23 protein-coding genes are annotated in these 24,686 nt (G+C 45.7%); 14 read left to right on the forward strand and 9 right to left on the reverse strand.

Annotation, left to right across the window (positions count from 1 at the left end; genetic code table 11):
• Positions 1 to 5 precede the first annotated feature (5 nt).
• Positions 6 to 539, reverse strand: coding sequence for a hypothetical protein (locus KO518_RS09220; protein WP_216025566.1), 534 nt, complete (start codon positions 537 to 539; stop codon positions 6 to 8).
• Between the two features lie 135 nt (positions 540 to 674).
• Complete coding sequence (locus tag KO518_RS09225) at positions 675 to 1,238, reverse strand: hypothetical protein (protein WP_216025567.1); 564 nt, start codon at positions 1,236 to 1,238, stop codon at positions 675 to 677.
• 359 nt (positions 1,239 to 1,597) lie between these two features.
• Here KO518_RS09225 and dusA point away from each other — a divergent pair, with 359 nt between their 5' ends.
• The 10 genes from dusA (at position 1,598) to KO518_RS09275 (ending at position 11,221) form a co-directional block, all read left to right on the forward strand.
• A complete protein-coding gene (gene dusA, locus KO518_RS09230) occupies positions 1,598 to 2,614 on the forward strand; it encodes a tRNA dihydrouridine(20/20a) synthase DusA (RefSeq protein WP_216025568.1) in 1,017 nt (338 codons plus the stop codon).
• A gap of 196 nt (positions 2,615 to 2,810) precedes the next feature.
• Complete coding sequence (locus KO518_RS09235; protein ID WP_216025569.1) at positions 2,811 to 3,101, forward strand: hypothetical protein; 291 nt, start codon at positions 2,811 to 2,813, stop codon at positions 3,099 to 3,101.
• Positions 3,102 to 3,602: 501 nt separating this feature from the next.
• Positions 3,603 to 4,274, forward strand: coding sequence for a phage shock protein PspA (gene pspA / locus KO518_RS09240; RefSeq protein ID WP_216025570.1), 672 nt, complete (start codon positions 3,603 to 3,605; stop codon positions 4,272 to 4,274).
• 65 nt (positions 4,275 to 4,339) lie between these two features.
• On the forward strand, positions 4,340 to 4,543 hold the full coding sequence (locus KO518_RS09245) for a PspC domain-containing protein (protein ID WP_216025571.1): 204 nt from the start codon (positions 4,340 to 4,342) through the stop codon (positions 4,541 to 4,543).
• Positions 4,543 to 4,875, forward strand: coding sequence for a hypothetical protein (locus tag KO518_RS09250; RefSeq protein ID WP_216025572.1), 333 nt, complete (start codon positions 4,543 to 4,545; stop codon positions 4,873 to 4,875). Before KO518_RS09245 ends, KO518_RS09250 begins: the two co-directional genes overlap by 1 nt.
• Positions 4,876 to 4,986: 111 nt before the next feature.
• Positions 4,987 to 5,979 (forward strand): DUF2333 family protein, encoded by a 993-nt coding sequence (locus KO518_RS09255; RefSeq protein ID WP_216025590.1) that lies wholly within the window; start codon positions 4,987 to 4,989, stop codon positions 5,977 to 5,979.
• A gap of 3 nt (positions 5,980 to 5,982) precedes the next feature.
• Positions 5,983 to 6,756: a TIGR04219 family outer membrane beta-barrel protein gene (locus KO518_RS09260; protein ID WP_216025573.1), complete on the forward strand. Its 774-nt coding sequence runs from the start codon at positions 5,983 to 5,985 to the stop codon at positions 6,754 to 6,756.
• 190 nt (positions 6,757 to 6,946) lie between these two features.
• On the forward strand, positions 6,947 to 8,764 hold the full coding sequence (locus KO518_RS09265; RefSeq protein ID WP_216025574.1) for an assimilatory sulfite reductase (NADPH) flavoprotein subunit: 1,818 nt from the start codon (positions 6,947 to 6,949) through the stop codon (positions 8,762 to 8,764).
• On the forward strand, positions 8,764 to 10,482 hold the full coding sequence (cysI, locus tag KO518_RS09270; RefSeq protein ID WP_216025575.1) for an assimilatory sulfite reductase (NADPH) hemoprotein subunit: 1,719 nt from the start codon (positions 8,764 to 8,766) through the stop codon (positions 10,480 to 10,482). Before KO518_RS09265 ends, cysI begins: the two co-directional genes overlap by 1 nt.
• Positions 10,475 to 11,221 (forward strand): phosphoadenylyl-sulfate reductase, encoded by a 747-nt coding sequence (locus tag KO518_RS09275; protein ID WP_216025576.1) that lies wholly within the window; start codon positions 10,475 to 10,477, stop codon positions 11,219 to 11,221. The genes cysI and KO518_RS09275 overlap by 8 nt, the downstream gene beginning before the upstream one ends.
• Positions 11,222 to 11,224: 3 nt before the next feature.
• Here the strand turns inward: KO518_RS09275 and KO518_RS09280 are convergent, their stop codons facing one another.
• A complete protein-coding gene (locus tag KO518_RS09280; protein WP_216025577.1) occupies positions 11,225 to 12,145 on the reverse strand; it encodes a TIGR03899 family protein in 921 nt (306 codons plus the stop codon).
• A gap of 134 nt (positions 12,146 to 12,279) precedes the next feature.
• On the opposite strand from KO518_RS09280, the gene KO518_RS09285 reads away from it, so the two are divergent.
• A complete protein-coding gene (locus tag KO518_RS09285) occupies positions 12,280 to 14,511 on the forward strand; it encodes an EAL domain-containing protein (protein ID WP_216025578.1) in 2,232 nt (743 codons plus the stop codon).
• A 6-nt stretch (positions 14,512 to 14,517) separates the two neighbouring features.
• Here the strand turns inward: KO518_RS09285 and KO518_RS09290 are convergent, their stop codons facing one another.
• On the reverse strand, positions 14,518 to 15,117 hold the full coding sequence (locus KO518_RS09290; RefSeq protein ID WP_216025579.1) for a uracil-DNA glycosylase family protein: 600 nt from the start codon (positions 15,115 to 15,117) through the stop codon (positions 14,518 to 14,520).
• Between the two features lie 123 nt (positions 15,118 to 15,240).
• On the opposite strand from KO518_RS09290, the gene KO518_RS09295 reads away from it, so the two are divergent.
• Positions 15,241 to 15,555: a pyridine nucleotide transhydrogenase gene (locus tag KO518_RS09295; RefSeq protein ID WP_216025580.1), complete on the forward strand. Its 315-nt coding sequence runs from the start codon at positions 15,241 to 15,243 to the stop codon at positions 15,553 to 15,555.
• 34 nt (positions 15,556 to 15,589) lie between these two features.
• On the opposite strand, the gene sthA is transcribed toward KO518_RS09295, so the two are convergent.
• From sthA to KO518_RS09310, 3 genes are all read right to left on the reverse strand, one after another.
• A complete protein-coding gene (sthA, locus tag KO518_RS09300) occupies positions 15,590 to 17,011 on the reverse strand; it encodes a Si-specific NAD(P)(+) transhydrogenase (protein WP_216025581.1) in 1,422 nt (473 codons plus the stop codon).
• Positions 17,012 to 17,127: 116 nt separating this feature from the next.
• Positions 17,128 to 18,990, reverse strand: coding sequence for an ATP-binding protein (locus tag KO518_RS09305; protein ID WP_216025582.1), 1,863 nt, complete (start codon positions 18,988 to 18,990; stop codon positions 17,128 to 17,130).
• A 151-nt stretch (positions 18,991 to 19,141) separates the two neighbouring features.
• The gene (locus KO518_RS09310) at positions 19,142 to 20,269 is read right to left on the reverse strand and encodes a fatty acid desaturase (RefSeq protein WP_216025583.1); all 1,128 of its coding nucleotides are present in this window, start codon (positions 20,267 to 20,269) and stop codon (positions 19,142 to 19,144) included.
• 236 nt (positions 20,270 to 20,505) lie between these two features.
• Between KO518_RS09310 and fabR the strand changes: the two genes are divergently transcribed.
• The gene (gene fabR / locus KO518_RS09315; protein ID WP_216025584.1) at positions 20,506 to 21,114 is read left to right on the forward strand and encodes an HTH-type transcriptional repressor FabR; all 609 of its coding nucleotides are present in this window, start codon (positions 20,506 to 20,508) and stop codon (positions 21,112 to 21,114) included.
• On the opposite strand, the gene trmA is transcribed toward fabR, so the two are convergent.
• Positions 21,115 to 22,215 (reverse strand): tRNA (uridine(54)-C5)-methyltransferase TrmA, encoded by a 1,101-nt coding sequence (trmA, locus tag KO518_RS09320; RefSeq protein WP_216025585.1) that lies wholly within the window; start codon positions 22,213 to 22,215, stop codon positions 21,115 to 21,117.
• A gap of 148 nt (positions 22,216 to 22,363) precedes the next feature.
• Here trmA and KO518_RS09325 point away from each other — a divergent pair, with 148 nt between their 5' ends.
• Positions 22,364 to 23,686, forward strand: coding sequence for a DUF5610 domain-containing protein (locus tag KO518_RS09325; RefSeq protein WP_216025586.1), 1,323 nt, complete (start codon positions 22,364 to 22,366; stop codon positions 23,684 to 23,686).
• A 66-nt stretch (positions 23,687 to 23,752) separates the two neighbouring features.
• Here the strand turns inward: KO518_RS09325 and KO518_RS09330 are convergent, their stop codons facing one another.
• Positions 23,753 to 24,238 carry an RNA-binding protein gene (locus tag KO518_RS09330; protein ID WP_216025587.1) on the reverse strand — a complete coding sequence of 162 codons (486 nt, stop codon included), beginning with the start codon at positions 24,236 to 24,238 and terminating at the stop codon, positions 23,753 to 23,755.
• Positions 24,239 to 24,686: the final 448 nt, after the last annotated feature.

Below are 24,686 nucleotides of genomic sequence, written 5' to 3' on the forward strand. Positions count from 1 at the left end.
GACTGTTACGACTGATCAGTGGCGAGGTTGGTAGCCATGGTAGAAAGTAAGCTCGCCAGCGTTTTACGATCGGTTTTGCTGGTGGATAACTCGTCGGTAACTTGTTGTAAGCGCGCCAACAATGCCTCATGACGTTGATTAAACAGCGTTTCCATTTCATCCAGCTCTTTGGAGAGTTTAGACGCCAATTTGCTTGTATCATCCTGGGCGGCGGCTTCGGCAACTTCCAATTCCGATCTGAGGGTATCGTGGAGTCCTTTCAATTCTTCTTCGGCGCGTTGGTGCTGATGGCTGTCGTCAGAAAGTTGTGCTGAAAGTGTCTTAACGTGCTGATCAAGGGAAGCTGTTAACTGGTTCACGTTATCTTCTAGCTGATGAGATAGCGCTTTGAATTGTTCATCAAATTTATTTTCTAACCGGCTCAGCTGTTGTTGGAATTCGCGGTTAGTTTGGCCGAATAGTATTTCTCTGAGTTGTCCGATTTCAGAGTTTTCGTCGGCTATTTCGGGCTGCTCAGCCTTTTTATTTTCTTTTGCCATTGTTCTCTCCTGGTGGCAAATAAACACTATCCTGACACGATAAAACAGGCAATAGGTTAAGTAATTTAAATGTAACCCTAAATTCTGGAGTAATCCAGTGAATAAGCCAACAAAAGTCACAATTGTTCAGTGGGGTTAGGAACGGGAGACCATCGCCTTGCTGAGTGCGATCCATTCATTTTTGTTGCGCGCAATAGTGCGGTTGATCGGCGCAGATGTCACCAAGAAGTGACGCATGTTCATTTTTTTCAATGAAGACAGGGAATATGCTTCAGGTAAACCAGCAGCGCTCAGGAAGCTTGGAAGCAAAGGGGGGTAGGCGCTTTTCAGAAGCGAGGAATCACTGTGACTGATCAGCATGAAAGCAACCAGTGCCAAGCGTTCTTGAGCACGCTTTAAACACAGAAATGCAATGCCATTGGCCAGGCTTACTATGCCAATCACGGTCATGTTTATGGGGGAAAACACAGTGCTGACTCGAGGGTAAGCACTGAGATACGGGTCGTACAAGCTGTCAAAATTAAGCCAGGTATAGCTAAAAACCGCGAGTAGGGTTACTGTGCTCGCGGCCAATACACCCGCAAGCCAATATTGTCTGGCGGTTTTCCGCTGAAGGGCATCTTCCAATTCAGTCATATCGGCCCGCAAAGTGATGTGAAAGATGCCCATAGGTATCTCTCCGTTTTTAGTTCTAGCCACATCTTTTTTTCCAATTGCGTGCCGGCCAAAAATAACGCGCTCTAAAATTAGTGGTAACGGGGCAATACACCCTGTTACCTGACAATATAATCGTCCACGAGTCCTCTTCTCATATAGCCAGCGGTGAAGCGGCGTTTATAAGCCGAATGTCGTGAAGGAAGCCATATCAGTTTGATTCAGACTTCGAGAAAACTATCTTACCTTTGTTTTTTCGCTCAACGGAAGTAGAATGTGCGGTTCGTTCTCCGCGAAGCCGCTAGTTGATTGAGTAAAACACCACGGAAATGTCACTAATTTTGAAATCGGTAAAAATGCGATGAGATTTACTTTTTTAAATATTAATCAAGGTTTTAATATCTATGTCTGACATCTCATTAAATCGTAAATTCTCAGTCGCCCCAATGCTGGATTGGACTGACAGACACTGCCGATATTTCTTGCGTCAATTGTCGAAAGAGGCGCTGCTTTACACCGAAATGGTTACCACAGGCGCGCTCATTTTCGGAAAAGGTGATTACCTGGTATTTAATGACGAAGAGCACCCGGTGGCATTGCAGCTTGGCGGCAGTAATGCCTCAGATATGGCCAGATGTGCTGAATTGGCGCAACAGCGCGGGTATGACGAAGTTAATATTAATGTTGGTTGTCCGTCAGATCGGGTAAAAAATGGCGCTTTTGGCGCATGTTTAATGGCACAACCAGAGGTTGTGGCTGAATGCGTAAGAGAAATGCAAAAGCTGGTGGATATACCAGTGACGGTTAAGTGTCGCATTGGCATTGACGACATGGATGAATACGACGATTTCGCTCGTTTTATAGATATCGTTGCCAACGCTGGCTGTGACACCTTTATCGTACACGCGAGGAAAGCATGGCTACAGGGGTTGAGCCCGAAAGAAAACAGGGAAATACCACCACTTAATTACCCGCGGGTTTATCAGCTCAAAGCGACGCATCCCGAGTTGTCTATCAGCATTAACGGGGGCATTACAACTATTCAACAGATGCAGCAGCATTTACAGCACGTAGATGGTGTGATGGTAGGAAGAGAAGCTTATACCAACCCTTATCTGCTCGCCTCTGTGAGTCAAACATTGTTTGGTTCCCCATTGCCCCTCCCCAGTAGAGCTGAGCTGGTAAATACTATGCAGGCTTACATTGAAAGACAAACTGATGAATGGTTTAAACCATGGCATGTGGCCAGGCACATGTTGGGACTTTATCAGGGCCAGGCTGGCGGGCGTATCTGGCGACGCTATTTAAGTCAAAATGGCACAGGCAAGTCTCCCGATCCACATCTATTGCGTAATGCTCTCGAGCAAGTTGAGCAGGCACAGGCAAATGCGGAAAAATTTGCCAATACGAAGTTTGGCTAAAATCACACACGGGTTGGTTAATTTAACCATTACTTGGCCTGTTTGTTTTTTGTGCTTTTTCATTATTTTTGCCGCATGTTATAAAATTATAATTATTTCAATGCGTTAATAAAATTTCTCTGGTTGGCACAGGTTTCGCAATACCTGTATCAAATGCACTTATGCTTTGTTAATACGACACTTTACAGAGGAAAAAATGATGAAATTTAAAATGTTAGCTGCAAGTTTGGTATTGTCTTCAACTTTTATTGCATCGTCGGCGATGGCCAACGAAAGTCCGCTGGAATCTTTTCTGAGTCATATGGTTGAGCGGGCAGTGACAGTGGCTGGAAATGAAATTGAGTCAGGAGTTCGCCAGTCTGTTGTGAATGCGACTTACCATTTTTCACTGGATAGCGACCAGCAGCGCGGCTCAGTAAGCGTTACAGATATCGCTGATAGCGGCAAAGAGGCACAACCGTCTTCTCAACTTTCAGAAGATGAGTAATATGTGGCATACATTCCACACTAGTGGATGTCACCCGCTTAAAATTTATTTTCGAAGTTACAGGCAATCGCAAAGCTGATTGCCTGTTTTTTTATCCTATTTGTGTAAAGCTGGTAATTTCAGCCTATCTAACGCTCAGCTCTCCGTCTCGCAATAAATAACGCGCTTTTTTCAGCTAAACGGATATATTCTTTTCACTTATAACTATCTCTGTTGTTGTTTGCAGCATTCTTCTGGTTTATTTAATTATCACCTTTTCTCTGAGCCACCTCATTGGGGAAAAAGCGAGTAATAAACATATAATTCCCATTGGTCAAAACAACCACTTCTTGTGGCGCATTTAACCACATAGTTGTTTCTTGTATATCTCACTTGGTTCTTACTTCAAACTTAAATGCAAAAAAAGTTTTAAAATCAATTTGTTATATTTTTGGCACGTTGATTGATTAAGTAATGGTGTAATTGAAAAAAACAGATTAAGTAAAGTGAAGGAGAGAGAGAATGGGTATGTTTTCACGTATGTCGGATATCGTACAGTCAAACATCAATGCCATGTTGGATAAAGCCGAAGACCCTGAAAAAGTTATTCGTCTTATTATCCAGGAAATGGAAGAGACTATGGTTGAAATGCGTTCGGTAGCAGCAAAGTACCTTGCCGAAGAAAAGCACCTCAACCGTCAAGCGAGCGTCCTGCAAAACGAAATGGATGGCTGGCACGCTAAAGCAGAACTGGCTATGGATAAAGAAAAAGAAAGTCTCGCCAGAGCCGCGTTGGTGCAAAAGAAGAGTGTTGCAGATAAGTTGATCGGCATTGATGAGCAGAAAGCGCAAATCAGCGAAATGTTGAGCAAAGTACAGGAAGACACCGGCCGTCTTCAGGAAAAACTGTCTGAAGCACGCAGTAAGCAAAAGTCCCTGGCATCGAGAAAACACAACGCCAGCGTACGCCTGAAAGTGCGCGCTGTCACTCACAGCTCGCACGTTGAAAACGCGATGAATCGCTTCGACAGTTACGAGCAACGCATTGAGCATTTGGAAGCTCAGGTCGATGCTTACGATGTCGTTGGTACTCAGTCCGACGGGACTTCACTAGAGGCACAGTTCAAAGCCCTGGAAGACAACGACGGGATAGAACAGGAACTCGCGGCGCTGAAAAAAAAGCGCGCTGCCTAAATTGAATGCTGTGTTGTTAACAGCGCAGCCTCATGTGACCAATAAATACAGACAGGAGTATTGACATGAAATTTCCCGAAACTGACAAAAGAATTTACCGCGATCCAACGAATGGCATGATCAGTGGGGTTTGTGCAGGACTAGCCAAATACCTGTCTGTTGATGTGATGTGGGTGCGTGTCGCAGCAGTTGCGGCACTGGTGATGGTGAGCGTTCCTGCACTAATTGCCTATGTAGCCGCCACGTTTTTACTGCCGAGGTGGGTGTAATGAAAAATGCACTGGTAGCGATATTCATTGGCGTATTGTTGGCATACGCGTTTGGTAATCTGTTTTCCGAATGGTGGGGGATCCACCTGATGATGGGTGATAATATGCTTTCGCCGCTGGAAAACCTGTTTGCCTTTTCCATCGTAGGTGTTGTGTTTGTGATGGTGGGCCTTATTGTGGCATTGAGCGTGTTCGGCACGATAGCCCTTGCCATATTCGCCTGTATTGCAGCATTGGTGTTTGCTGGTATTAGTGCCATTTGGCCCGTCGCCCTGGTTTGCGCAGGCTTTTGGATCTACCGCAAAGGTCAGCACTCGCAAATGTCGTCTTAAGGGCTATTTAACGAGAAAAAACGCAAATAGGGTGCTAACATGCAGGCAAGATCGTTATAAATGAGCGTTTATACGCTCATTTGTTTATAGAGAAGGAAACTGACGTTGAGCATAAAAGCGAATATAAACACCAAGTCTATCTCGGGTATCATCTTGTTACTCGTATTTATTTTCTGGCTTATCGGTGTGTTCTGGAGTGTAGAACCGGACACGTTTGACGTAAAGCAGCGGGTGGCAGCCACAGCGGCAAACCAAACCCACGTTGACATTCCCGGATACACTGTAACGTCGACACTTATTCTGGTGTCAGAAACGTTACTTGATAAGACCGGTGGTTATCTGTCTAACGATGTAACGCCACCAGGCGTTTTTCTGGACAATATGCCGGCCTGGGAATACGGCGCTTTGGAAATGGTTCGCGATTTGTCTTTGGCTATGCGCAAGGACTTTAGCCGCTCTCAGTCTCAGTCTATTGAAAATCCCAACCTGATGAAGGCCCAACCAGAATTCAATGTAAATAACAGAAACTGGGCGCTGCCATCTGCGGAATCTTCTTACCGCAAGGGGATTAAGAATTTGCTTCAGTATCGCAATGAACTGGTGGATCCAACGTTAGGAGAAAGTCAGTTCTACACGCGTTCTGACAACCTGCGCGATTGGTTAAAACAGGTGGAAAAAAGGCTGGGGAGTTACTCTCAGCGTTTAAGTGCCAGTGTTGGCTCCGCAAAGGTTAATACTGACCTGGCCGGTCAGCGAAATGCTAAGCAATCCACCCCTGTTGTGTCTGAACGGGTATTAAAAACAAGTTGGTGGAAGCTCGATGACAATTTTTATGAAGCTAGGGGCGCTACATGGGCCTTGCTGCATTTCCTGAAAGCTGTTGAAATTGAGTTTGCCGATGTTCTGGAAGACAAGAACGCCCTTGTTAGTCTTCGACAAATCATCCGTGAACTGGAAGCTACACAACAAACTGTGTGGAGCCCTATGATACTGAACGGTGATGGCTTCGGCATGATGGCTAACCACTCACTGGTTATGGCTAATTATATCTCTCGTGCTAATGCAGCACTAATCGAACTGACCGAACTTCTAAATCAAGGATAATTCATGAAAAAATGCATTTTGGCGGTAGTGACCACGGCCGCTTTATCTGCATCACCGGCTATGGCAGACACCCTTGCCGGACTTTACGTCGGCGCACAGGGTTGGAGAACCAGTACCTCCGGGGGCTTTGCTGACAACAGTACGTTCTTGGATGGCAGCACGATGGCTGATTTCAATTTCGATAGTCAGGTGAACAATGCGTTTTATGCCGCCATTGAACACCCTGTTCCTTTTCTTCCAAATGTGAAGGTGAATTACACCACCCTCGACAGCGACGGAAACACCACACTGCAAAGCACATTTACTTTTGATGGCGAGTTGTATACCGCAGGTACTAATCTTTACACTGAAACAGAGTTAACCACAACAGACTTTATCCTTTACTACGAGCTGTTTGACAATGATCTGGTTAGTTTCGATGTAGGTATTAATGGCAGGTATGTTGATGGCACTGTATACGCCATTGACACAAGCAGTAATACCGAGGGCAGCCAGGCTTTCTCTGGTGTTGTACCCATGGCGTATTCCCGCGTGCAGGTAGGTTTGCCGTTTACCGGTTTAGGTGCCTATGCCGAAGGAAGTTATTTGTCCTTCGACGATCACAAATTTAGTGACTATCAAATCGCACTGACTTACTCATTTATTGAAAGTTTGGCGATAGATATGACTATTCAGGCTGGTTATCGCAGTGTAGACATCGATATTGAAGATCTCGACGATATTTACGCAGACATGACTTTCGATGGCCCTTTTGCGGGTATTGAAATTCACTTCTAAATCCTGCTTCTTTCTCTATATATGAAAACCCGGCACGGTTGTCGCCGGGTTTTTCTTCTCAATTTTTGTCGTTTTAGACATAAATTTCACTTTTTTAAAAACTTTAGAGAATAAAAAAGTGTGATTAATTCTTTTCGCTTATAGCAGAAAGTCGCTAGCCTTGTGGGCAATTAACTAAGGCTTATGGTTTATGTCAGCGAATTCAAATCAAAATCAGGCACCCGGTGCGGTGCTCAATGAAACACAATGGAATGCGATAACGCAAGCCATTGCAGGATTAAACAAAGACCAGCTTACCTGGGTGAGTGGCTACGTTGCCGGTATGGCTGCTGCGCAGGGCGCTGCAGTGGTGCAGGATGCAGGTATTGCAACAGAGAGTGACAGCAAGGCCTCTATAACCGTATTGTTCGGCTCGCAAACCGGAAATGCAAAGGGCGTGGCACAGCAGTTTCACGCACAGGCTGAAGCGGCAGGTTATGCCAGCAAACTGGTTAGTATGGCTGATTTCAAGCCCCGCCAACTTAAAAATGAAACTCACGTGGCTATTTTCGTAAGTACCCATGGTGAAGGGGATGCACCTGACGATGCCGTGGAATTGCACGAATTCCTTGCGAGTAAAAAAGCCCCGAAACTGGCAGGATTAAAATTTGCCGTGCTTGGTTTGGGCGACAGTAGCTATGAGTTTTTCTGTCAAACCGGAAAAGATTTCGACGAACGGCTGAGTAAATTAGGGGCAACTGCGATTGCACCACGTCTCGACTGCGATGTTGATTACGAAGACGCGGCGGCTCAGTGGTCTGAAAAGGTCATTGGAGCATTAAAAGACGATCTCGGCGCAGCGGGTTTTGCACAGGGGGCTGCGCAACCGGTATTAGCGGTGCAGACAGGTGAGTCGGTATACACGAAAAAGGCTCCCTTTACTGCCACACTGATGGAGTCTCAAAAAATCACTGGTCGGGATTCTGTAAAAGACATTCGTCATATTGAAATCAGCTTGGAAAACTCTGGTATTTCGTATCGCCCCGGTGATGCTTTGGGCGTTTGGTTTAAGAACGGCGACGAGCTGGTTGCAGAGGTATTGGCATTAACTGAACTTGATGGCAGTGAATCTGTAACGGTTGGGGGAGACGCGCTCACACTGAGAGATGCCTTGACGGACAAACTGGAATTGACCTTGAGTTACCCGACTTTTGTCAAGGCGTATCAGGCCGCTACGAGCTCAGAAGCGCTAGGGGCTTTGCTTGCCGAGCCTGCCCAGTTGCGAACGTACCTCGCCGAAAGACAGATTATTGATATTATTCGTGACCACCCAGCGAAAGTACCTGCACAAGTCCTGGTGGATGCATTGCGCCCCATGACGCCGCGTTTATATTCCATTGCTTCCAGTCAGGCTGAAGTTGATGAAGAAGTACACCTGACCGTAGCCCATGTTGACTATGAAGCATTTGGAAAGCGTCACCAAGGTGGCGCCTCGAGCTACCTGTGTGAGCGTCTGCAAGAGGGCGGTTCGGTAGAGGTTTATATCGAAAAGAACGACAACTTCCGTTTGCCGGAAAACCCGGACACCCCCGTGATCATGGTGGGACCGGGCACGGGTATTGCGCCATTCCGCGCATTTATGCAGGAACGGGATGCTCAGGGCGCTGAGGGTAAGAACTGGTTGTTCTTTGGCAACCCTAATTTCACTCAGGACTTCCTGTATCAAGTTGAGTGGCAAGGTTATGTGAAATCTGGTTTGCTCGACAAGATCACACTGGCATTTTCCAGAGATCAAAAAGAAAAAATTTATGTTCAACACCGTTTGTTGGAAAACGGTAAAGCGGTGTATGAATGGCTTGAGTCCGGCGCACATTTTTACGTGTGTGGTGATGCAACGCATATGGCTAAAGACGTAGAAGAAGCGCTACTTTCGATAATTCGAGAACACGGTGGCAAGTCTGAAGACGACGCCAAAGCTTATCTTGTTGCAATGCGTAAAGCCAAACGTTATCAAAAGGATGTCTATTAATGAGTACCGAAAAATCTCCTTTCATTGTTGAAGGCAAATTGGCTGACAATGAACGCTTGAAGCGCGAGAGCGACAATTTGCGGGGCACAATTGCCCAAGACTTAAAAGACGATCTGACCGGTGGTTTTACTGCTGACAATTTCCAGCTCATTCGCTTTCACGGTATGTACCAGCAGGATGACCGCGATATTCGGGCAGAGCGCGCCAAGCAAAAGCTTGAGCCGTTGCACAATGTCATGTTGCGAGCGCGTTTGCCTGGTGGAATTATCACTCCAGAACAATGGCTGGTAATCGACAAATTCGCTGAAGATCATTCCATTTATGGCAGTATCCGTCTTACTACGCGTCAGACTTTTCAGTTTCACGGCGTATTAAAGCCGAACATTAAACTGATGCATCAAACGCTCAATAGTACGGGGATTGATTCTATTGCCACCGCCGGCGACGTCAACCGCAACGTATTGTGTACGTCTAACCCTATCGAATCTGAACTTCATGTAGAAGCGTACGAATGGGCGAAAAAAATCAGTGAGCACTTGTTGCCTAAAACCCGAGCTTACGCAGAAATTTGGTTAGATGGCGAAAAAGTAGAAACCACAGAGAAGCCCGTTGAACCGATATTGGGTGATACCTACTTACCGCGCAAATTTAAAACCACCGTGGTTATTCCGCCGCAAAATGATGTAGACGTACACGCTAATGATCTGAACTTTGTGGCGATTGCCGACAATGGCAGACTGGTTGGCTTTAACGTATTGGTAGGCGGTGGTTTAGCCATGACTCACGGCGATAAATCAACATATCCACGGAAAGCAAGTGACTTTGGGTTCATTTCACTGGCCGATACGCTGGCCGTAGCCGAAGCCGTTGTTACCACCCAACGGGATTGGGGGAACCGAGTTAATCGCAAGAACGCGAAAACCAAATATACCCTCGAACGCGTTGGTGTAGAGAACTTTAAAGCGGAAGTCGAGAAGCGGGCTGGCATTGCGTTTGCCGAAAGTCGCCCCTATACATTTACCAGCCGCGGAGATCGTTTTGGCTGGGCGGAAGGTATTGACGGCAAGTTTCACCTGACACTTTTTATCGAGAATGGACGGATCCTGGACTTTCCTGACAAGCCACTGAAAACGGGGTGCAGAGAAATTGCCAAGGTGCACAAAGGTGATTTCAGATTAACTGCCAATCAGAACCTAATCATCGCCGGCGTACCAGCCGATCAGAAAGATATTATCGAGAAGTTGGCCAGAGAACACGGGCTTATTCAGGATGATACTTCCAGGCAGATGCTTGATTCTATGGCTTGCGTTTCACTGCCTACTTGTCCGTTGGCCATGGCTGAAGCTGAGCGTTATCTGCCAGAAGCGGTAACCAGAATGGAAGAAATACTGGCTCTGCACGGTTTGCAGGAAGACAGTATTATTTTCCGAATTACCGGGTGCCCGAACGGTTGTGGACGGGCTATGCTGGCGGAAGTCGGCTTGGTAGGCAAGGGACCAGGAAAGTACAACCTTCACATCGGTGGTAACCGCGAGGGCACGCGTATTCCAAAGATGTATAAGGAAAATATCGGTGAAGATGAGATTTTCGCGGAGCTGGATAGCCTTGTTGCCCGTTGGGCAAAAGAAAGAGAGCAAAGCGAAGCCTTTGGTGATTTTGTCGTGCGTGCCGGCATCATTGCACCTGTCATCGATTCAGCAAGAGATTTCTATGACTGATACCCTAGTAGAGTTGCCCTCTTCTCTGTCTTTGGAGGCGAGTGCATCAGACATCGCTGCAATTAACGAGACGCTGGAAACCATGGACGCGGCCGCCCGCATCCAATGGGCGTTACACGCGTTGCCGGGAAACGCCATTGTGTCCTCCAGTTTTGGCGCACAATCAGCGGTCATGCTGCATTTGTTAACGCAAAGCAAGCCTGATATTCCGGTTGTGTTAACCGATACCGGCTACCTGTTTCCGGAAACCTATCGCTTTGTTGATGAGTTAACAGAAAAGCTGGCTCTCAACTTACACGTGTATCGAAACGATGTGTCTCCGGCGTGGCAGGAAGCGCGCTTTGGCCGCTTGTGGGAAAAGGGGGTTGAAGGCATCGAGCAATACAACCGCATGAACAAGGTTGAACCCATGCAACGGGCCTTGAAGGAGCTGCAAGCCAATACCTGGTTTGCGGGGCTAAGACGAAGTCAGTCTGATACCCGTGAAAAATTGCCCGTACTGCAAAAAGTCGGTGGCCAGTACAAAGTGTATCCCATTATCGATTGGAGTAATAAGGATCTGCACTATTACCTGAAAGACAATGAGCTTCCCTACCATCCACTTTGGGAGGAAGGTTATGTGTCTATTGGTGACTGGCATACCACCCGGTCGCTCCAAGAGGGCATGAGCGAGCAGGATACGCGCTTTTTTGGTCTTAAACGAGAATGTGGTTTGCACGAATTCGGCGATGGTATATAGGCTTCAGTGACCATCAACGACGGCAAACGGGCCGTTGAGCTTTTGTTTCAATGCGGCCAGATAGGATGCATTGTCTTTCTTGCTGATAAGCTTCGCGAGTTCAGCACCTACTGCGGTGAATTTTATGTAAACTAAAGCCAGTCCGGTACGGGCTGGCTTTAGCATAAACGACGATGTGCCAACGCGCCATCTCGAAGCCTGTTCACTGGGTAACTCCCCACTTTCTATCTCACTGTTATAAATTAATTTCATGTCTGACAGGGCGAGTAAATCTGGATAACCCACACCGAACTCCGCCAGATTGACGGGATCTGGTTGTCGGTGTCCGAGCAGTGAAAATAACCCTGGTTTTTGATGGTAGCCAATGAGTATGCGGGGGACGGTATCTCCGGGTCGGGTGGCGGAGATGGAGACCACTTTGGAAAATACATCGGCATCCCGTTGCGTGAGAATTTTCAGGGTTTCCAAACTTCGCAGGGAAAAAGACCCGGGGCAACTGATTTCCACCGCCAGGATTTTCCCCCATAGTGTCTGCATGGTTTTGGAATAGATATTCTCGGCCATGTGAGAAAACGCGAAAAACCAATCCGGGTCGAGGTTTTCGCTGCTGATATCAGTGAGCGCTGTACCCAAGGCTTCTTCCATAATATTTTGCAGGTTTTTTATTCGTTGCAGGGCTAACATTTCGCGCCGTCGTTCGATAATATTCCGTCGCCGTGCTGCATCGTGTAACGTCATATTGTCGGCTACACCTATGCGGCTAAACCAGTGGCGAATACGATCTGCATTGTGTGCCGCAGCGTGATTGGCTCTGCCCGCTGTCGTCGATCTCACGCTGTCTGAGTCACTGCGTTTTTTCGCTGTGGCGTTCACGTCTTTTACCAGAGACGCGGTGGCAATTTCACTAGTCTGATCGATTTTCATCGCATTACCCAAAAACTTTGCAACTTTGTGTTTATGAAACCATACTTTTATTCAGAGTGGTATCAGGTATTAACTTGCAAATACGAAACCACCGAGTACGATTAGATTAGGCAGTTAAATAGGACAAAACGGAAATGTCATCCTCTGGATATGAGAACGATGAGTTAATATTCCTCGACGAGGATACACACCCCGAACTGGAACCCGCATTTTCTAAGGTTTGGAACGTTCTCATTGTGGATGACGACGAAGAGATTCACACGGTTACCCGTTTGGCTCTAGCGGACTTAACCTTTGCTGAACGCCGGTTAAATTACATTCATGCCTATTCAGGTGAGCAAGCAAAAACTCTACTCGCTGAATTCGGCAGAGATATTTCCATTATTTTACTTGATGTGGTCATGGAAACAGATGATGCCGGACTTTCTGTCGTTCAATATTTACGTGAAGAGTTAAACTTGCACGAACCGCGGATTATTCTGCGTACTGGTCAACCGGGTTATGCTCCGGAAGAAGATGTTATTCGAAATTACGACATCAACGATTACAAAACTAAAACGGAACTCACGCGCAGTAAGTTACTCACTACTGTTTTGTCCTCTATTCGATCTTATCAGCAAATTCTCACCATTAATCAGAGCCGATTGGGTTTGCAAAAAATTATTGCCTCTGCGGCGAACCTGTTAGAAGAGCATTCTATCAAGGGGTTTTGTGAGGGAATTGTCACACAAATCAGTTCGTTACTTGGGCTGGAGGCTGAGGGGGTGGTGTGTGCCCGTGCAGGCTCAGTATTAGACCGCGATGACGATGGCGTATACGTGCTTGGCGCAGCAGGGCATTTCGCGTCCTTCATAAATAAGCCGGTTGAAGAAATTAATAATGAATCGATTGTTGAGAATATCAATCGAAGCTTGCGGCTAAAGCGTCACATTGTGGAAGATAGCCTGACGGTACTGTATCTAAACAGTTCTGGCTTCGAGGCGGCGGTTTATATCGATATGGTAAATCCACTGAGTGTTGTGGACCGTCAGTTGCTCGAAGTGTTTTTGTCTAGTATTTCGGTAGGGTATGAAAACGTTAATTTGTTTCACGAGTTGAGAAATGCCGCTTTCCGTGATTGGCTAACTCGCCTGCCAAACCGAAATGAATTCATTAATATGCTGGACAGGCCATCCGTATTGGGGGCTGCTGATTTATGTGTAGCAGTGATTGATGTTAATCACTTTTCAGATATAAACGATGGGCTTGGCCAGGAAGCCGGGAATGAATTGTTGCGCGCCATTGCCCGGCGTCTTGAGAAAAGCTTACCCAAAGAAGTGCGAAAAAGTCGCATTGCCGCTGATGTATTTGGTCTGATAGGGCCGTCAACTCTGGTTAGCGCAGAAAATATTAATGCGGTGTTTGCCTCCAGTTTTCGGGCTGGAGATCACACGTTGCCTGTCAATGTGACCATGGGTTTTTACAAAATAGACAAAGAGAAAAAAACAGGTATAGAACTGCTGAAACGAGCCAACATTGCATTAAATCGGGCGAAAAAGAACATCAGTGACAATTTTGAATTTTACAAGCCTGAATTTGAAAAGCGCACGACTTATCAGTTGAATATGATCCGCAGCCTTCGCGCTGATTTCCACGAGCGGAAGTTGCAATTGTGGTTTCAACCACAGGTTGAGCTAGCAAGCGAAAAGGTCATTGGTGTGGAAGGGTTGTTGCGATGGCCGGATGGGAATGGAGGTTACATTTCTCCCACTGAATTTGTGCCGTTGGCGGAATATTCCGGGTTAATTGTGGATATTGGGAAATGGGTGCTAGATGAGTCGTGCAAACGAATTCGGGAGCTCGACAAACGAGGCTACGGCGACATTAGGGTTGCGGTGAATGTTTCCATACCTCAGTTTCGCGATCGATTGTTTGTCGATAAAGTGAAAGGTGCGCTAGAAAAATATGATTGTGCGCCGCACAAACTGGAATTGGAAATTACCGAGAGTGTGGTAATGGACGAGCCTCAAATTGTTATCGATGCTCTTACCAGTTTAAAGGAATTTGGTGTATCTATCGCCATCGACGATTTCGGCACCGGTTTTTCTTCTATGAGTTATCTGCAGAAACTTCCCTTAGACAGGCTTAAAGTAGACCGTTCCTTTGTCAAAGACATTAAACCTGGAGAAAGTGCCGTCATCGCTGAAACCATTGTTACGCTAGGTAATAAACTTGGCTTAATAACAATTGCCGAAGGTGTTGAGAAACGGCAGCAGGCAAGCTACATGATCAAACTGGGTTGCGATGAAGCTCAGGGATATTTGTTTGCCCGTCCTATGCCGTTTGATGATTTGCTGACATTCTTGCAGAACAGCAATAAAGACTAGCACGTTTTATTGTGGTAGTTGTCGTTTCACCGCGGCACGCAGGCTGGGAATAACTTCAGCCTCAAACCAGGGGTGGCGGCTAAACCAGCGATTATTTCTCCCAGATGGATGTGGCAAAATATATTCTGTTTGCGCGTGCTCGTGACCAACTGTTCGCTGGTGTTCGATGGCAGCGGTCAAGGTGTTAAATTGCGGTAAATAATATTGCTGTGCATATCTGCCGACATACAGTGTTAAGCCGGGATTAACATGTGACAATAGCTGTTGATGCCATGCGGGAGCGCATTCTTTTCTAGGTGGTCGGTCACTGCCTTTGTTGTAACCTGGGAAACAAAAGCCCATTGGCACCACAGAACATATGTTTTTATTATAAAAAGTATTTTTATTTATACCCATCCAGTTTCTGAGACGGTCTCCGCTGACATCGTTCCATGGTGTCTGACTTTCGTGCGCTTTTAATCCTGGCGCCTGACCAATAATGAGGATGCGACTCTCTTCAGCTACTGATAGAACGGGCCTTGGAGGGTATGGCAGAGCCGCAACACAGCGCTGACACTGATAAATTCTGGTAATAAGATTATCGAATTGAGATGAAGTTTTTGACATATATTGCAAAGAATATCATTGTTGTCACATTGCTGTCATCTTGGTGTGATCCAAATTTGACCAATGGCCGTTTTTACAGTATGCTAACAAATACAGTATCCACTGTACCACAGGAGTAATCACATGCGTAAAACATTAATCGGCTTGGCGCTGGTAACTACGTTTGGAGTTGCGCATGCGGAGTCTGGCGACAACCAGCTTTTCGATTGTATGGATGCGAAATCATTCGAAATGAATAACCAATGTATGGCTGACAAAATCAGCAGTAACATTCGTTACCGCGATGCAGAGAACCAAATGGCTGAGCTAGCCAGTGATAATCTGGGCGACTACGCCATTGCGACAATGACCTTCGATCAGGAAAAAATGCAGATCGATATTGTTGCTCACAGAGATGCACTTCAAGCAAACAATACCCTTGTAATGACAAGAAACTAAAAAAACCGGTCTGAGACCGGTTTTTTTATGTCAGCTAGAAAATCCTGTTCAACCCGTTGAGTGCCGCCACCCGGTATGCTTCTGCCATAGTGGGGTAATTGAAGGTGGTATTGACAAAGTAATCGATAGTATTCCCCGGTCCTTTTTGTTGCATAATAGCCTGACCGATATGCACAATCTCCGAAGCACGTTCTCCAAAGCAGTGAATACCTAATACCTCTTTGGTTTCGCGATGGAACAAAATCTTAAGACTGCCCACGGTGGTCGATGCGATCTGCGCTCGGGCGAGGTGCTTAAATTGCGCTCGTCCAACTTCGTACGGGACTTTTTGCGCTGTGAGTTCTTGTTCTGTTTTGCCCACCGAGCTAATTTCAGGAATCGTGTATATCCCTGTTGGGATATCTTCTACCAGTTGGGAATCCGCTTTTCCTGATATCATTGATTCGGCTGCAGACCGCCCTTGGTTATAGGCCGCTGAAGCGAGACTGGGATAACCAATTACGTCACCCACTGCAAAAATGTTTTCCACGGTAGTGCGATAATTTGCGTCAACTTTCAATTGTCCGCGGGAGTCAGCTTTTAAACCAACCGCTTCCAGGTTCAGCATATCTGTATTACCCGTTCGACCATTGGCAAATAAAAGGCAGTCAGCGCGCATGCGTTTGCCTGATTCCAGGTTTACAATTACAGAGTCTTCTCGCCCTTCAACAGATTTGTAGCTTTCCATATGTCTTATTACTACGCCATTGTTCCAAAGGTGATAGCTCAGTGCATCTGAAATTTCTGTATCCAAAAAGGAAAGTAATCTGTCACGCATATTGACCAGATCTACTTTTACACCCATTCCTCTGAAAATACTGGCGTACTCAGAACCAATTACACCGGCGCCGTAAATAATGATGTTTTGCGGTTCGTGTTTTAATGAGAGGATGGTGTCAGAGTTGTAGATCCGTGGGTGGTTAAAATCTATGTCTTTTGGGCAATAGGGACGGGAGCCGGTGGCGATAGCAATTTGCGCTGCCGTAATTTGATCTGTTGAACCATCAGCTTTAACGATCTGAATAGTATTTGCGTCTACAAAGCGGGCTTCACCATGAATAAGTGTTACGCGATTGCGATCGTAAAACGAAGCTCTGAGTTTTGACTGACTGCGAATAACTCCACTGGCATGGCTCATAACTTCAGCAAATGTCATATGCCTGTTGCGCAAGCTGTCGGAAAACAAAGGGTTACTGTTGTATTCTATCAGGCGACTCACGGAGTGGCGCAGCGCTTTAGACGGAATCGTTCCCCAATGTGTACAACCGCCACCTACGGCGCTATATCGCTCAATCACCGCAACCGTTTTTCCTGCTTTAGCCAGTTGCATGGCTACCCCTTCACCTCCAGGACCGGTGCCGATTACAACGGCATCATACTGGTATACAGGTGCAGATTTTGTACTTTTTTTTGTCATAACAAATTACACTCAGACTAATGAGGTTCCCGATAAGAGAGGTTAGGAGGAGACAGACTGTGTTCCGGCCCACGTGAATAAAGTCTAGCAATATTTTCATCATCTTAGCAAAAGTATTATTGTGGTGAAGTATTTGACGGAACGATATTTTCCGGCAGTATCAGAACAATTTCTGTACCTCCCTCTGCGGTTGAAGTAACGGTGATTTGACCGTTCAGGATATGGGTCACCCAGAAGTGAACCAAGTACAAATGCTGGTCAAGTTTACCTGTGCTGGCAGACGGTTCTGATGAGCCAGCGCTTATCAGTGTATCGCTTTCAATGTCATCGTTGCGCAGACGAAGTTCAATCGCCCCTCCCGGTGTTTTGGCGACTTTCAGCGAAATATGGCTGCAATGATTTGCGGTACTGTTGTTGTCCAGTGCATTGTAAATAAGGTTTTGAATAATTTGCGCGTAAAGTCCGGGGAGGCTGTGCGTATTGATGTCTCCGTCGATGTCAACACGAATGTCTACCTGTTTGTCATGGGCGTGTTTTTCGATCGTTTTTATAAGGTCGTTCACCACCCGATTTACTGAAAACAGGGTGGGGCTGCTGTGCCTTCTGTCACGAGCCAAACGACTAAAACGTTTAACGAGTTCATCTGCGCTGTGTAAATTGGCAACGGATAAATCGGTGCTTTCTTTACTGTAAGCGATAAAATCGAGTAAATCACTATGTCTCAACTCGTGTTGCGAAGTGTTCTCAAGATGAGTCACTTTGTCTTGCAGCGCACAGGTGTACATCATGGCATCGCCGATGGAGTTGCTGAGTTCATCTGTCACATTGGTCAACAGTATGCTTAACGACGCCATTTTTTCAGACTCCATGAGCTCGCTACGCAGTTGGGTTTGGCTATTCAGTGCTGTTAATAATTCAGTTTTTTCTACAAGCAGTTGCTTGTTTAGTTGTGCAAGTGTTGTCTGGCGTTTTAGTTCTCTTAAAATTAGCAAGCTCAGGAACGAAAATACGCTAATGAACACGACAAAAGCCGGTATGAATGCCGACTTTTTTATGAGGTGGTAGTCAGACGCATCAGTGTAGGTCAGAACGATGTAATGATCAGTAAAATAACCCTGGCGCACTTTTAGATGCAGTTGCAAGGCACTGTAAAGGGCACCGTTACTGTCTTCTGTGATCGACATTTGCGGTGTTTGGAGGATATATTGTTGTAAGGCTGAGTCTTCTAGCGAAATTTCATTTGCCAGGCCTCGACTGCGTTGCCAGGTTAACTGACTATTCGGATGGAGCATCCATTCCTTGTTTCCTGAGGCGACTAGCAATTTAGTATTGACGGTTTCCAGTGAGGTAAAATACCTCAATAGGTAGCTGAGGTCGAAATTGAGGATAAGAAAGCCCTCTCCTAATGGGTGAGAGGGAAAGGTGTGCAGAATAACCCGCAACGTGGGCTGATAGGGCGTAGTTATTTCACCCCTTTCGACATTCAGGTCAATAGATGAAAGGATGATACTTCCCTGAGGAGTATTCTGCGCTCTTGCAACATAATCTCTGTGTGATTTGTCCTGAAGGTCTTCCAACGGGGTAATTTGTATTCCATCAGCACGAAAATCTACCCGTATTTTTTCCACGCCTGATAAATTAAGCCAGCGCATTTGTGATAGGTTATTCAGCACACGACCGATGTGAAGAAAATGTTCTTCATAACTCGAGCCGTCGTTGTTTTTAGACCGGTCAATAAGATGTTCATTTGCCAGACGCACAATGTTGGTTATATCTCCGACTTCCTGACTAAAAGCCGAGTTCACACTGGAAATGATGGCCGAATGCTCTTTTTCGATGATAGACAGTTCTTTGTCGTGATACCACTGATACACCATCAGGGCGGACAAAAATGATAAGGTGATGTTCAGAGCATACAACAGGACGTGGTTGAGCCCCGTTTTTAGGCCGGATACAGGGGGTTTTTCAATGGGAATCACTCAACATGGCACCTAAGAATGACACAGCAGCTAAAATCGCGTTGCGTCTGTATCTGCAAACGTTATATTGAGTTTCGACTATTTTCTTGAATTTGCAAGTGGAGAGGTGATTAATACGCCACCCAATGGATGGCGTATTAGATAATAAGGACTAAGCAAATTGAGGGGCTAAAGATTGCAGTTGTAACCACTTTTCTTTTTGCAGCGCCAACGCGTGCTTTAGTTCTTTGTAGTGAAAATCGATTTCCAAGCGTTCTACACTTCGTGTCAGATGCCGTTTTCGAATAGCCATGAGGCGCTTCTTAGCTTCGTAATAGGCAGTCATTTTCTGTACCAGTAAATCGTATTCCTGCTGTACTTTTACCAGCAATTCGTCGGCATCAGGTATAGCGGCGAGTTTGGCACTCGTTTTTTGAAGTTGCATAGCGGCTCTGGCTTTTTCAATTCGCTCTTCGGGAACCTGCCGCAAATTGGATGTGAGCCCCACAAACGAGAGCCCTTTAATCAGCCATTTTGTGGGGTCAAACTGCCACCAGTGAATACCATTGCGGTAGTCGTATTCGAAAATATGGTGGTAGTTATGGTACCCTTCACCGAATGTAAAAAAGGCCAAAATGCCGTTGTCTCGCGCAGTATTCTTATCGGTATAGGGCTGGCTGCCCCAATAATGAGCCAGAGAATTAATAAAAAAGGTAACATGATGGACGAGAAACAAGCGAAATACGCCAGCAAAAAGCATCATACTCAACACGTCACCGTTGAGCCAGCCCAGTAGACCAGTGATACCGAAATTAGCGGTTAAAACTATAGGCAGATAATACTTGTGCTGCCACACTACCACTGCATCTTTTTGCAGGTCGCGGCAATTGCTGTAGTCATCATAACGGTGAGACTGGTATTCCCGCAACATCCATCCGATATGGGCGAACCACAATCCGCGTTTGGCAGAGTATGGATCCCGTTCGTTATTGTCTACATGGCGATGGTGGACTCGGTGATCTGAAGACCAATGCAATATGCTGTTTTGCAACGCCATTGCACCACCAATAGCAAGAATGACACGGACGACAATATTGGCGTCATAGGTTTTGTGGGACCACAAGCGATGATATCCAGCGGTGATTGACATACCTGTAAAGTAAAAAAGGCAGATAGCAACAATCACTTCTGTCGTATCGAAACCTATGGTCATGGCCCAGAGCGGAACACCGAGCAGGGCGATTGTACCGGTAATAATGAATACCAGTACATTTGTGAGAATAATTCGAGGTTTTTTCATGTTCACAACTCAGCTTACAACTGTACGCTAATTTAGCGTTTTCCCTTCCATCAAGCAAGGAAAATGACGGTTTTTACCACTAAAGCATAGTCCAGTCTTTTCATCTGGCACAGGAGGAGTTTTTAACTCTTTGAGTTTGTACCGTTTTTAATATTGGGCTAACCCTTAACAAGGCTCGCATCACAGGCGTTATCAGGTAAACTATGATTTGAGAATCGCAGGGGTAGGAGTACAGGGTGACGAGACAGGAACAAAAGCTAAAAACGCGACAAAATATAATTGATGCTGCTTTTGGCTTGCTTGATGAGCAGCGCAGTTTGTCCGCCGTCAGTTTAAGAGAGGTCTCACGAGCTGCGGGTATTGCCCCTACGTCTTTTTATCGTCACTTTAAAGACATAGACGAACTGGGGCTAACGCTGGTGGACGAGGCGGGTTTAGCACTTCGTCAGCTAATGCGTCAGGCGCGACGAAGAATCGCGTCGGGAGGGGGGGTAATTGACACGTCGGTAGATACCTTTATGGAGTTTATAACTGCTAATACGAATGTATTTCGTCTGTTGTTAAGAGAGCATACCGGTACCTCTACGGCCTATCGAATGGCCGTACTGCGGGAGATTCAGCATTTCATCGAAGAGCTGGCGGATTATATTGTGGAAAGTCAGGGCGTTGAGCATCAGCTTGCCAGTCTGCAGGCGGAAGCAATGGTGAGGTTGGTTTTCAGTGCTGGTGCTGAAGCTCTGGAAGTTGATGTGGCGTTGAGACAGGATATTGGCAGGCGGGTGAAGGCCCAATTGCGATTTGTACAATTGGGCGCAACCCATTACCGGCCAAAAGGTGATAGCTAGCTAAACGTTGGTTTTCCTCACTAGTTTCACACCGGCTTCGATATGGTGGGTAAAAGGGAATTGGTCAAACAGGGCTGTTGCTTCCACCCTATGGGTTTGTGTCAGGACCTGGAGGTTAGCTGCCAGCGTATCTGGATTACAGGATATGTAAATAATATCGTCATAATCCTGAATCATTTTTAGCGATGCGTCATCAAGCCCCGCCCGCGGCGGGTCGACCAATACAGTGGTAAAGTTGTAACGTGATAGATCGATACCATTCAAACGGGAAAACGTCCGACCGGTTTTTAGGGCCTCAGTAAATTCCTCGGCAGATAATCGGACAATATCAACATTTTCAATGTTATTGATGTCGATGTTAAATTGCGCAGCTTGTACTGAGGGCTTGGCTATTTCTGTTCCGATAACCCGTCTGAAGCGACTGGCTAAGGGCAATGAGAAATTCCCAGCACCACAATACATTTCCAGCAGATCGCCTTCACTTGATTCACAGACGGAAAGCGCCCACTCTATCATCTTGCAATTTACTTTCGCGTTGGGCTGGGTAAAGCTGTTCTCGATATGCTTAAACTGAAACTCACGATTATTCACTGGCAGCGATTCAATGATAAAGTCGTAGCCCAATATTTTTTTTTGTTTCCTAGCCCGACCAATAATATTCACAGTGCCAAACCGTTTTGACAGTGTTTCTCTTAGCGCTGCGGCGGTGCTTTCCCATTCATCATCAAGCTGGCGATGGTACAAAAGACTGATTACTAACTCTCCAGACAAACCCGTCAAATAATCTATCTGAAAGAGCTTTTTTCGCAGCACGGGTTGCGGGCGAATAGTCTCCATCAGTGCCTCCATCACGGCATTGATGGTTGCACTGGCTGGCGGAAATTCATCAACGCGATATTTTTCTTTGGTCTCGCTGTTAAACATAATGTGATACAGATCATCACCGTCGTGCCAGACGCGAAACTCTGCTCGCATGCGATAGCCGGTTTCTTCTGAACTAAAAACAGACAACGGAGGGCTGTCAAAGCGCGCCAGTAAACTCGCTAAGCGGTGGGTTTTTTCTTCAAGTTGCGCTTTGTATTGCTGACTGTGATTTTGCATGGTAAACAAGTTCGTTTTGCGTTGCCGTCTGGGCTGCGCATTGTAGAGTGTTTCTAATATTGTGCAATCCACAAGAATATATTGCATTAAAATTAAACAATTTCTCTTCGCTGCCGATATCAAGAGAGAGGATAGTGAGGACAAGATTATGAACGTAGGTGATATTAAGGCATTTGTTAGTGAGCAAAAGCCCGTTGTTACTGAACAAAAATCAGTGGAAGACCCCGTTAAAGCAATGAAAAAGCAGTTGCAGCAAGAAGGGCTTCGACAAGCGGTTGAGTTTCAACAAAGCCAAAATGCTTCGGTTAGTATGAGTACTTCCCAGACATCCATCGGTTTAAAGGTTTACAGTTCATCGATGGAATCACAGGTCACCGTGGATGGTCAGAAAGGGAAGTTTGGTAAAGAAACCGATGAGACCAAAGAAAAAGAAGCTTCATTGTTTGATTTTGAAGCTGTTGCAAAAAATGTTATGCGCTTTGTAGGAGGCGTAATTCAAGGGGCTGCCGATAGTGGCGCGGACGCTGATAAGTTAAACGGCCTTTTCTCCCAGGCAAGAGACGGTGTGGCGCGTGGCATAGCATTAGCTCAGCGAGATATTGGCGGGCTTATGAATGACGAGATTTCAACAGGTATTGATCGCAGCCAATCGTTAATTGAGAACCGACTTACTGATCTAGAGAATAGATTACTCGACAAGGCAAGCGACTCGTCAGCACATGCTGTTGAAAATGAGTTGAATGCTGGCATTGCTAACGCGGCATCGGCCAGTTTACTTATTCGCACTCGAGACGGTGATGAAGTAACGTTGAGTTTTGAAAGCAGTCAGTCTTACCAGTATCAACGGCAGTTAAACAGCAATGAAGTTGTTTCTGGCGAAATCGGTTCTGCAAGTGAGCAGCCGGTGGATAGTACACGGTATTCTGAGAATTACAGTTTCTTTGAGAAACAAGGAATTAGTTTTTCTCTCAAAGGTGAATTAGATGATGGGGAATTAACGGCAATTGCTGATCTGGTGGGGTCTGTTAATGACCTTGCTGATACGTTCTACTCTGGTGATATCGACTCGGCCTTTGAACAGGCGTTGGAAATTGGGTATGACGACGAAGAGTTGGTTGGCTATGCACTTCAGATGAATCGAGTACAGCAAACTGAAGTGGTTAGAACCTATGGCGAAATACAACATTACAAAGAAGGTTCTGAAAGTGGCACTCATGGCGATGAGGCTCGTCCAATAGCGCAGTATCTCGATAAGATGCTCAGCGTGTTTGAAAGTGCCGTTGATAAGCTGGCATCAGGTGAAGATTTCAATTCTTTAATCAACGGGCTTATAAATGAAATGAAAGATGTTCAGGTACCGGATTTAGTTTCCGCAATAAATCGCTTTCATACCTTCAATCAGCGATTGTTAGAAGCAGTGCCCGAACAACAAAAAACACAACCGATTAAAACGCCAAGTGCAGAGCAGTAGTAATAAATAACTGCGTGACAGATATAAGAAACCCGGGCATGCCCGGGTTTGTTTTAAATTGCAGTTCTATTCTTCGGAATCAGATTCACCTTTCTCCCTTGCTGCTCTTACTTTAAGCGTTCTTTCTAAAAACACCTTGTCGTTTAACTGACCAATAGCAGCATCTACATCGGCGGTTACCACTTCTATAAAACCGTAACCTTTGCGTTTACCTGTTCGGCGATCTTTCATTAAACGAACACTTTGCACATTGATATAATGATTAAAGTACTCTTTAACCGCATCTTCATTTGCCTTATAAGGCAAATTGCCCACATATAGCGTTGCCGTTTCAGCGTTAGCTGATGGGGCACTGCGAGTGGGGCCAGGAGTATGTTGCGAAGAAGCACTTAGTAAAGAAGCCAACCATGGCGTAACAATACCACTAACCAATAAAGAAATAGCAACAGTGATCGGTAAGGAATCTTCAAAACTGGCCGAAGAAAAAATCACATAGCCTGCTACAGCGAAAACCGCGCTAATAATTGCGCATGGAACGAAGCCTACTTTCATATACCTACCTTAATTATTTTTAGTGAACGGTGGAGGCTGCTTATAGTTTACTCATTTGTTACAAATTGAACAACGATCTGTTGAAATAGTATACTAAAGGCTAGTCCGCAACGAGCATTTGTAGGAAAACTAGACGTTTAACCCTGTTTTTGTAGAAAATCACTAAAAAGGATAAAAAAGGGGTTGACGAAAAAACTCTAATGCGTAGAATGCGCACCACTTCGACGGGGAACGTCAAACGGGCCGCGAAGAAGTCGTTATAAGAGCTTTAGTAAAGTGTCTGGTAGCGGTTTTCACTGAAAACACTTTAGAAAATAAATTTCAAAAAGTTGTTGACACTGAAAACGAAGCGCGTAGAATGCGCGTCCCGCTTCAGGGGAAACCACTGAAGCTGCTGACAAAAGTTAGCAAAAATGTTCTTTAACAAATTATAACAAGACAATCTGTG

Source organism: Aestuariibacter sp. A3R04, assembly GCF_018860805.1.
Classification (GTDB): Bacteria; Pseudomonadota; Gammaproteobacteria; order Enterobacterales; family Alteromonadaceae; genus Alteromonas.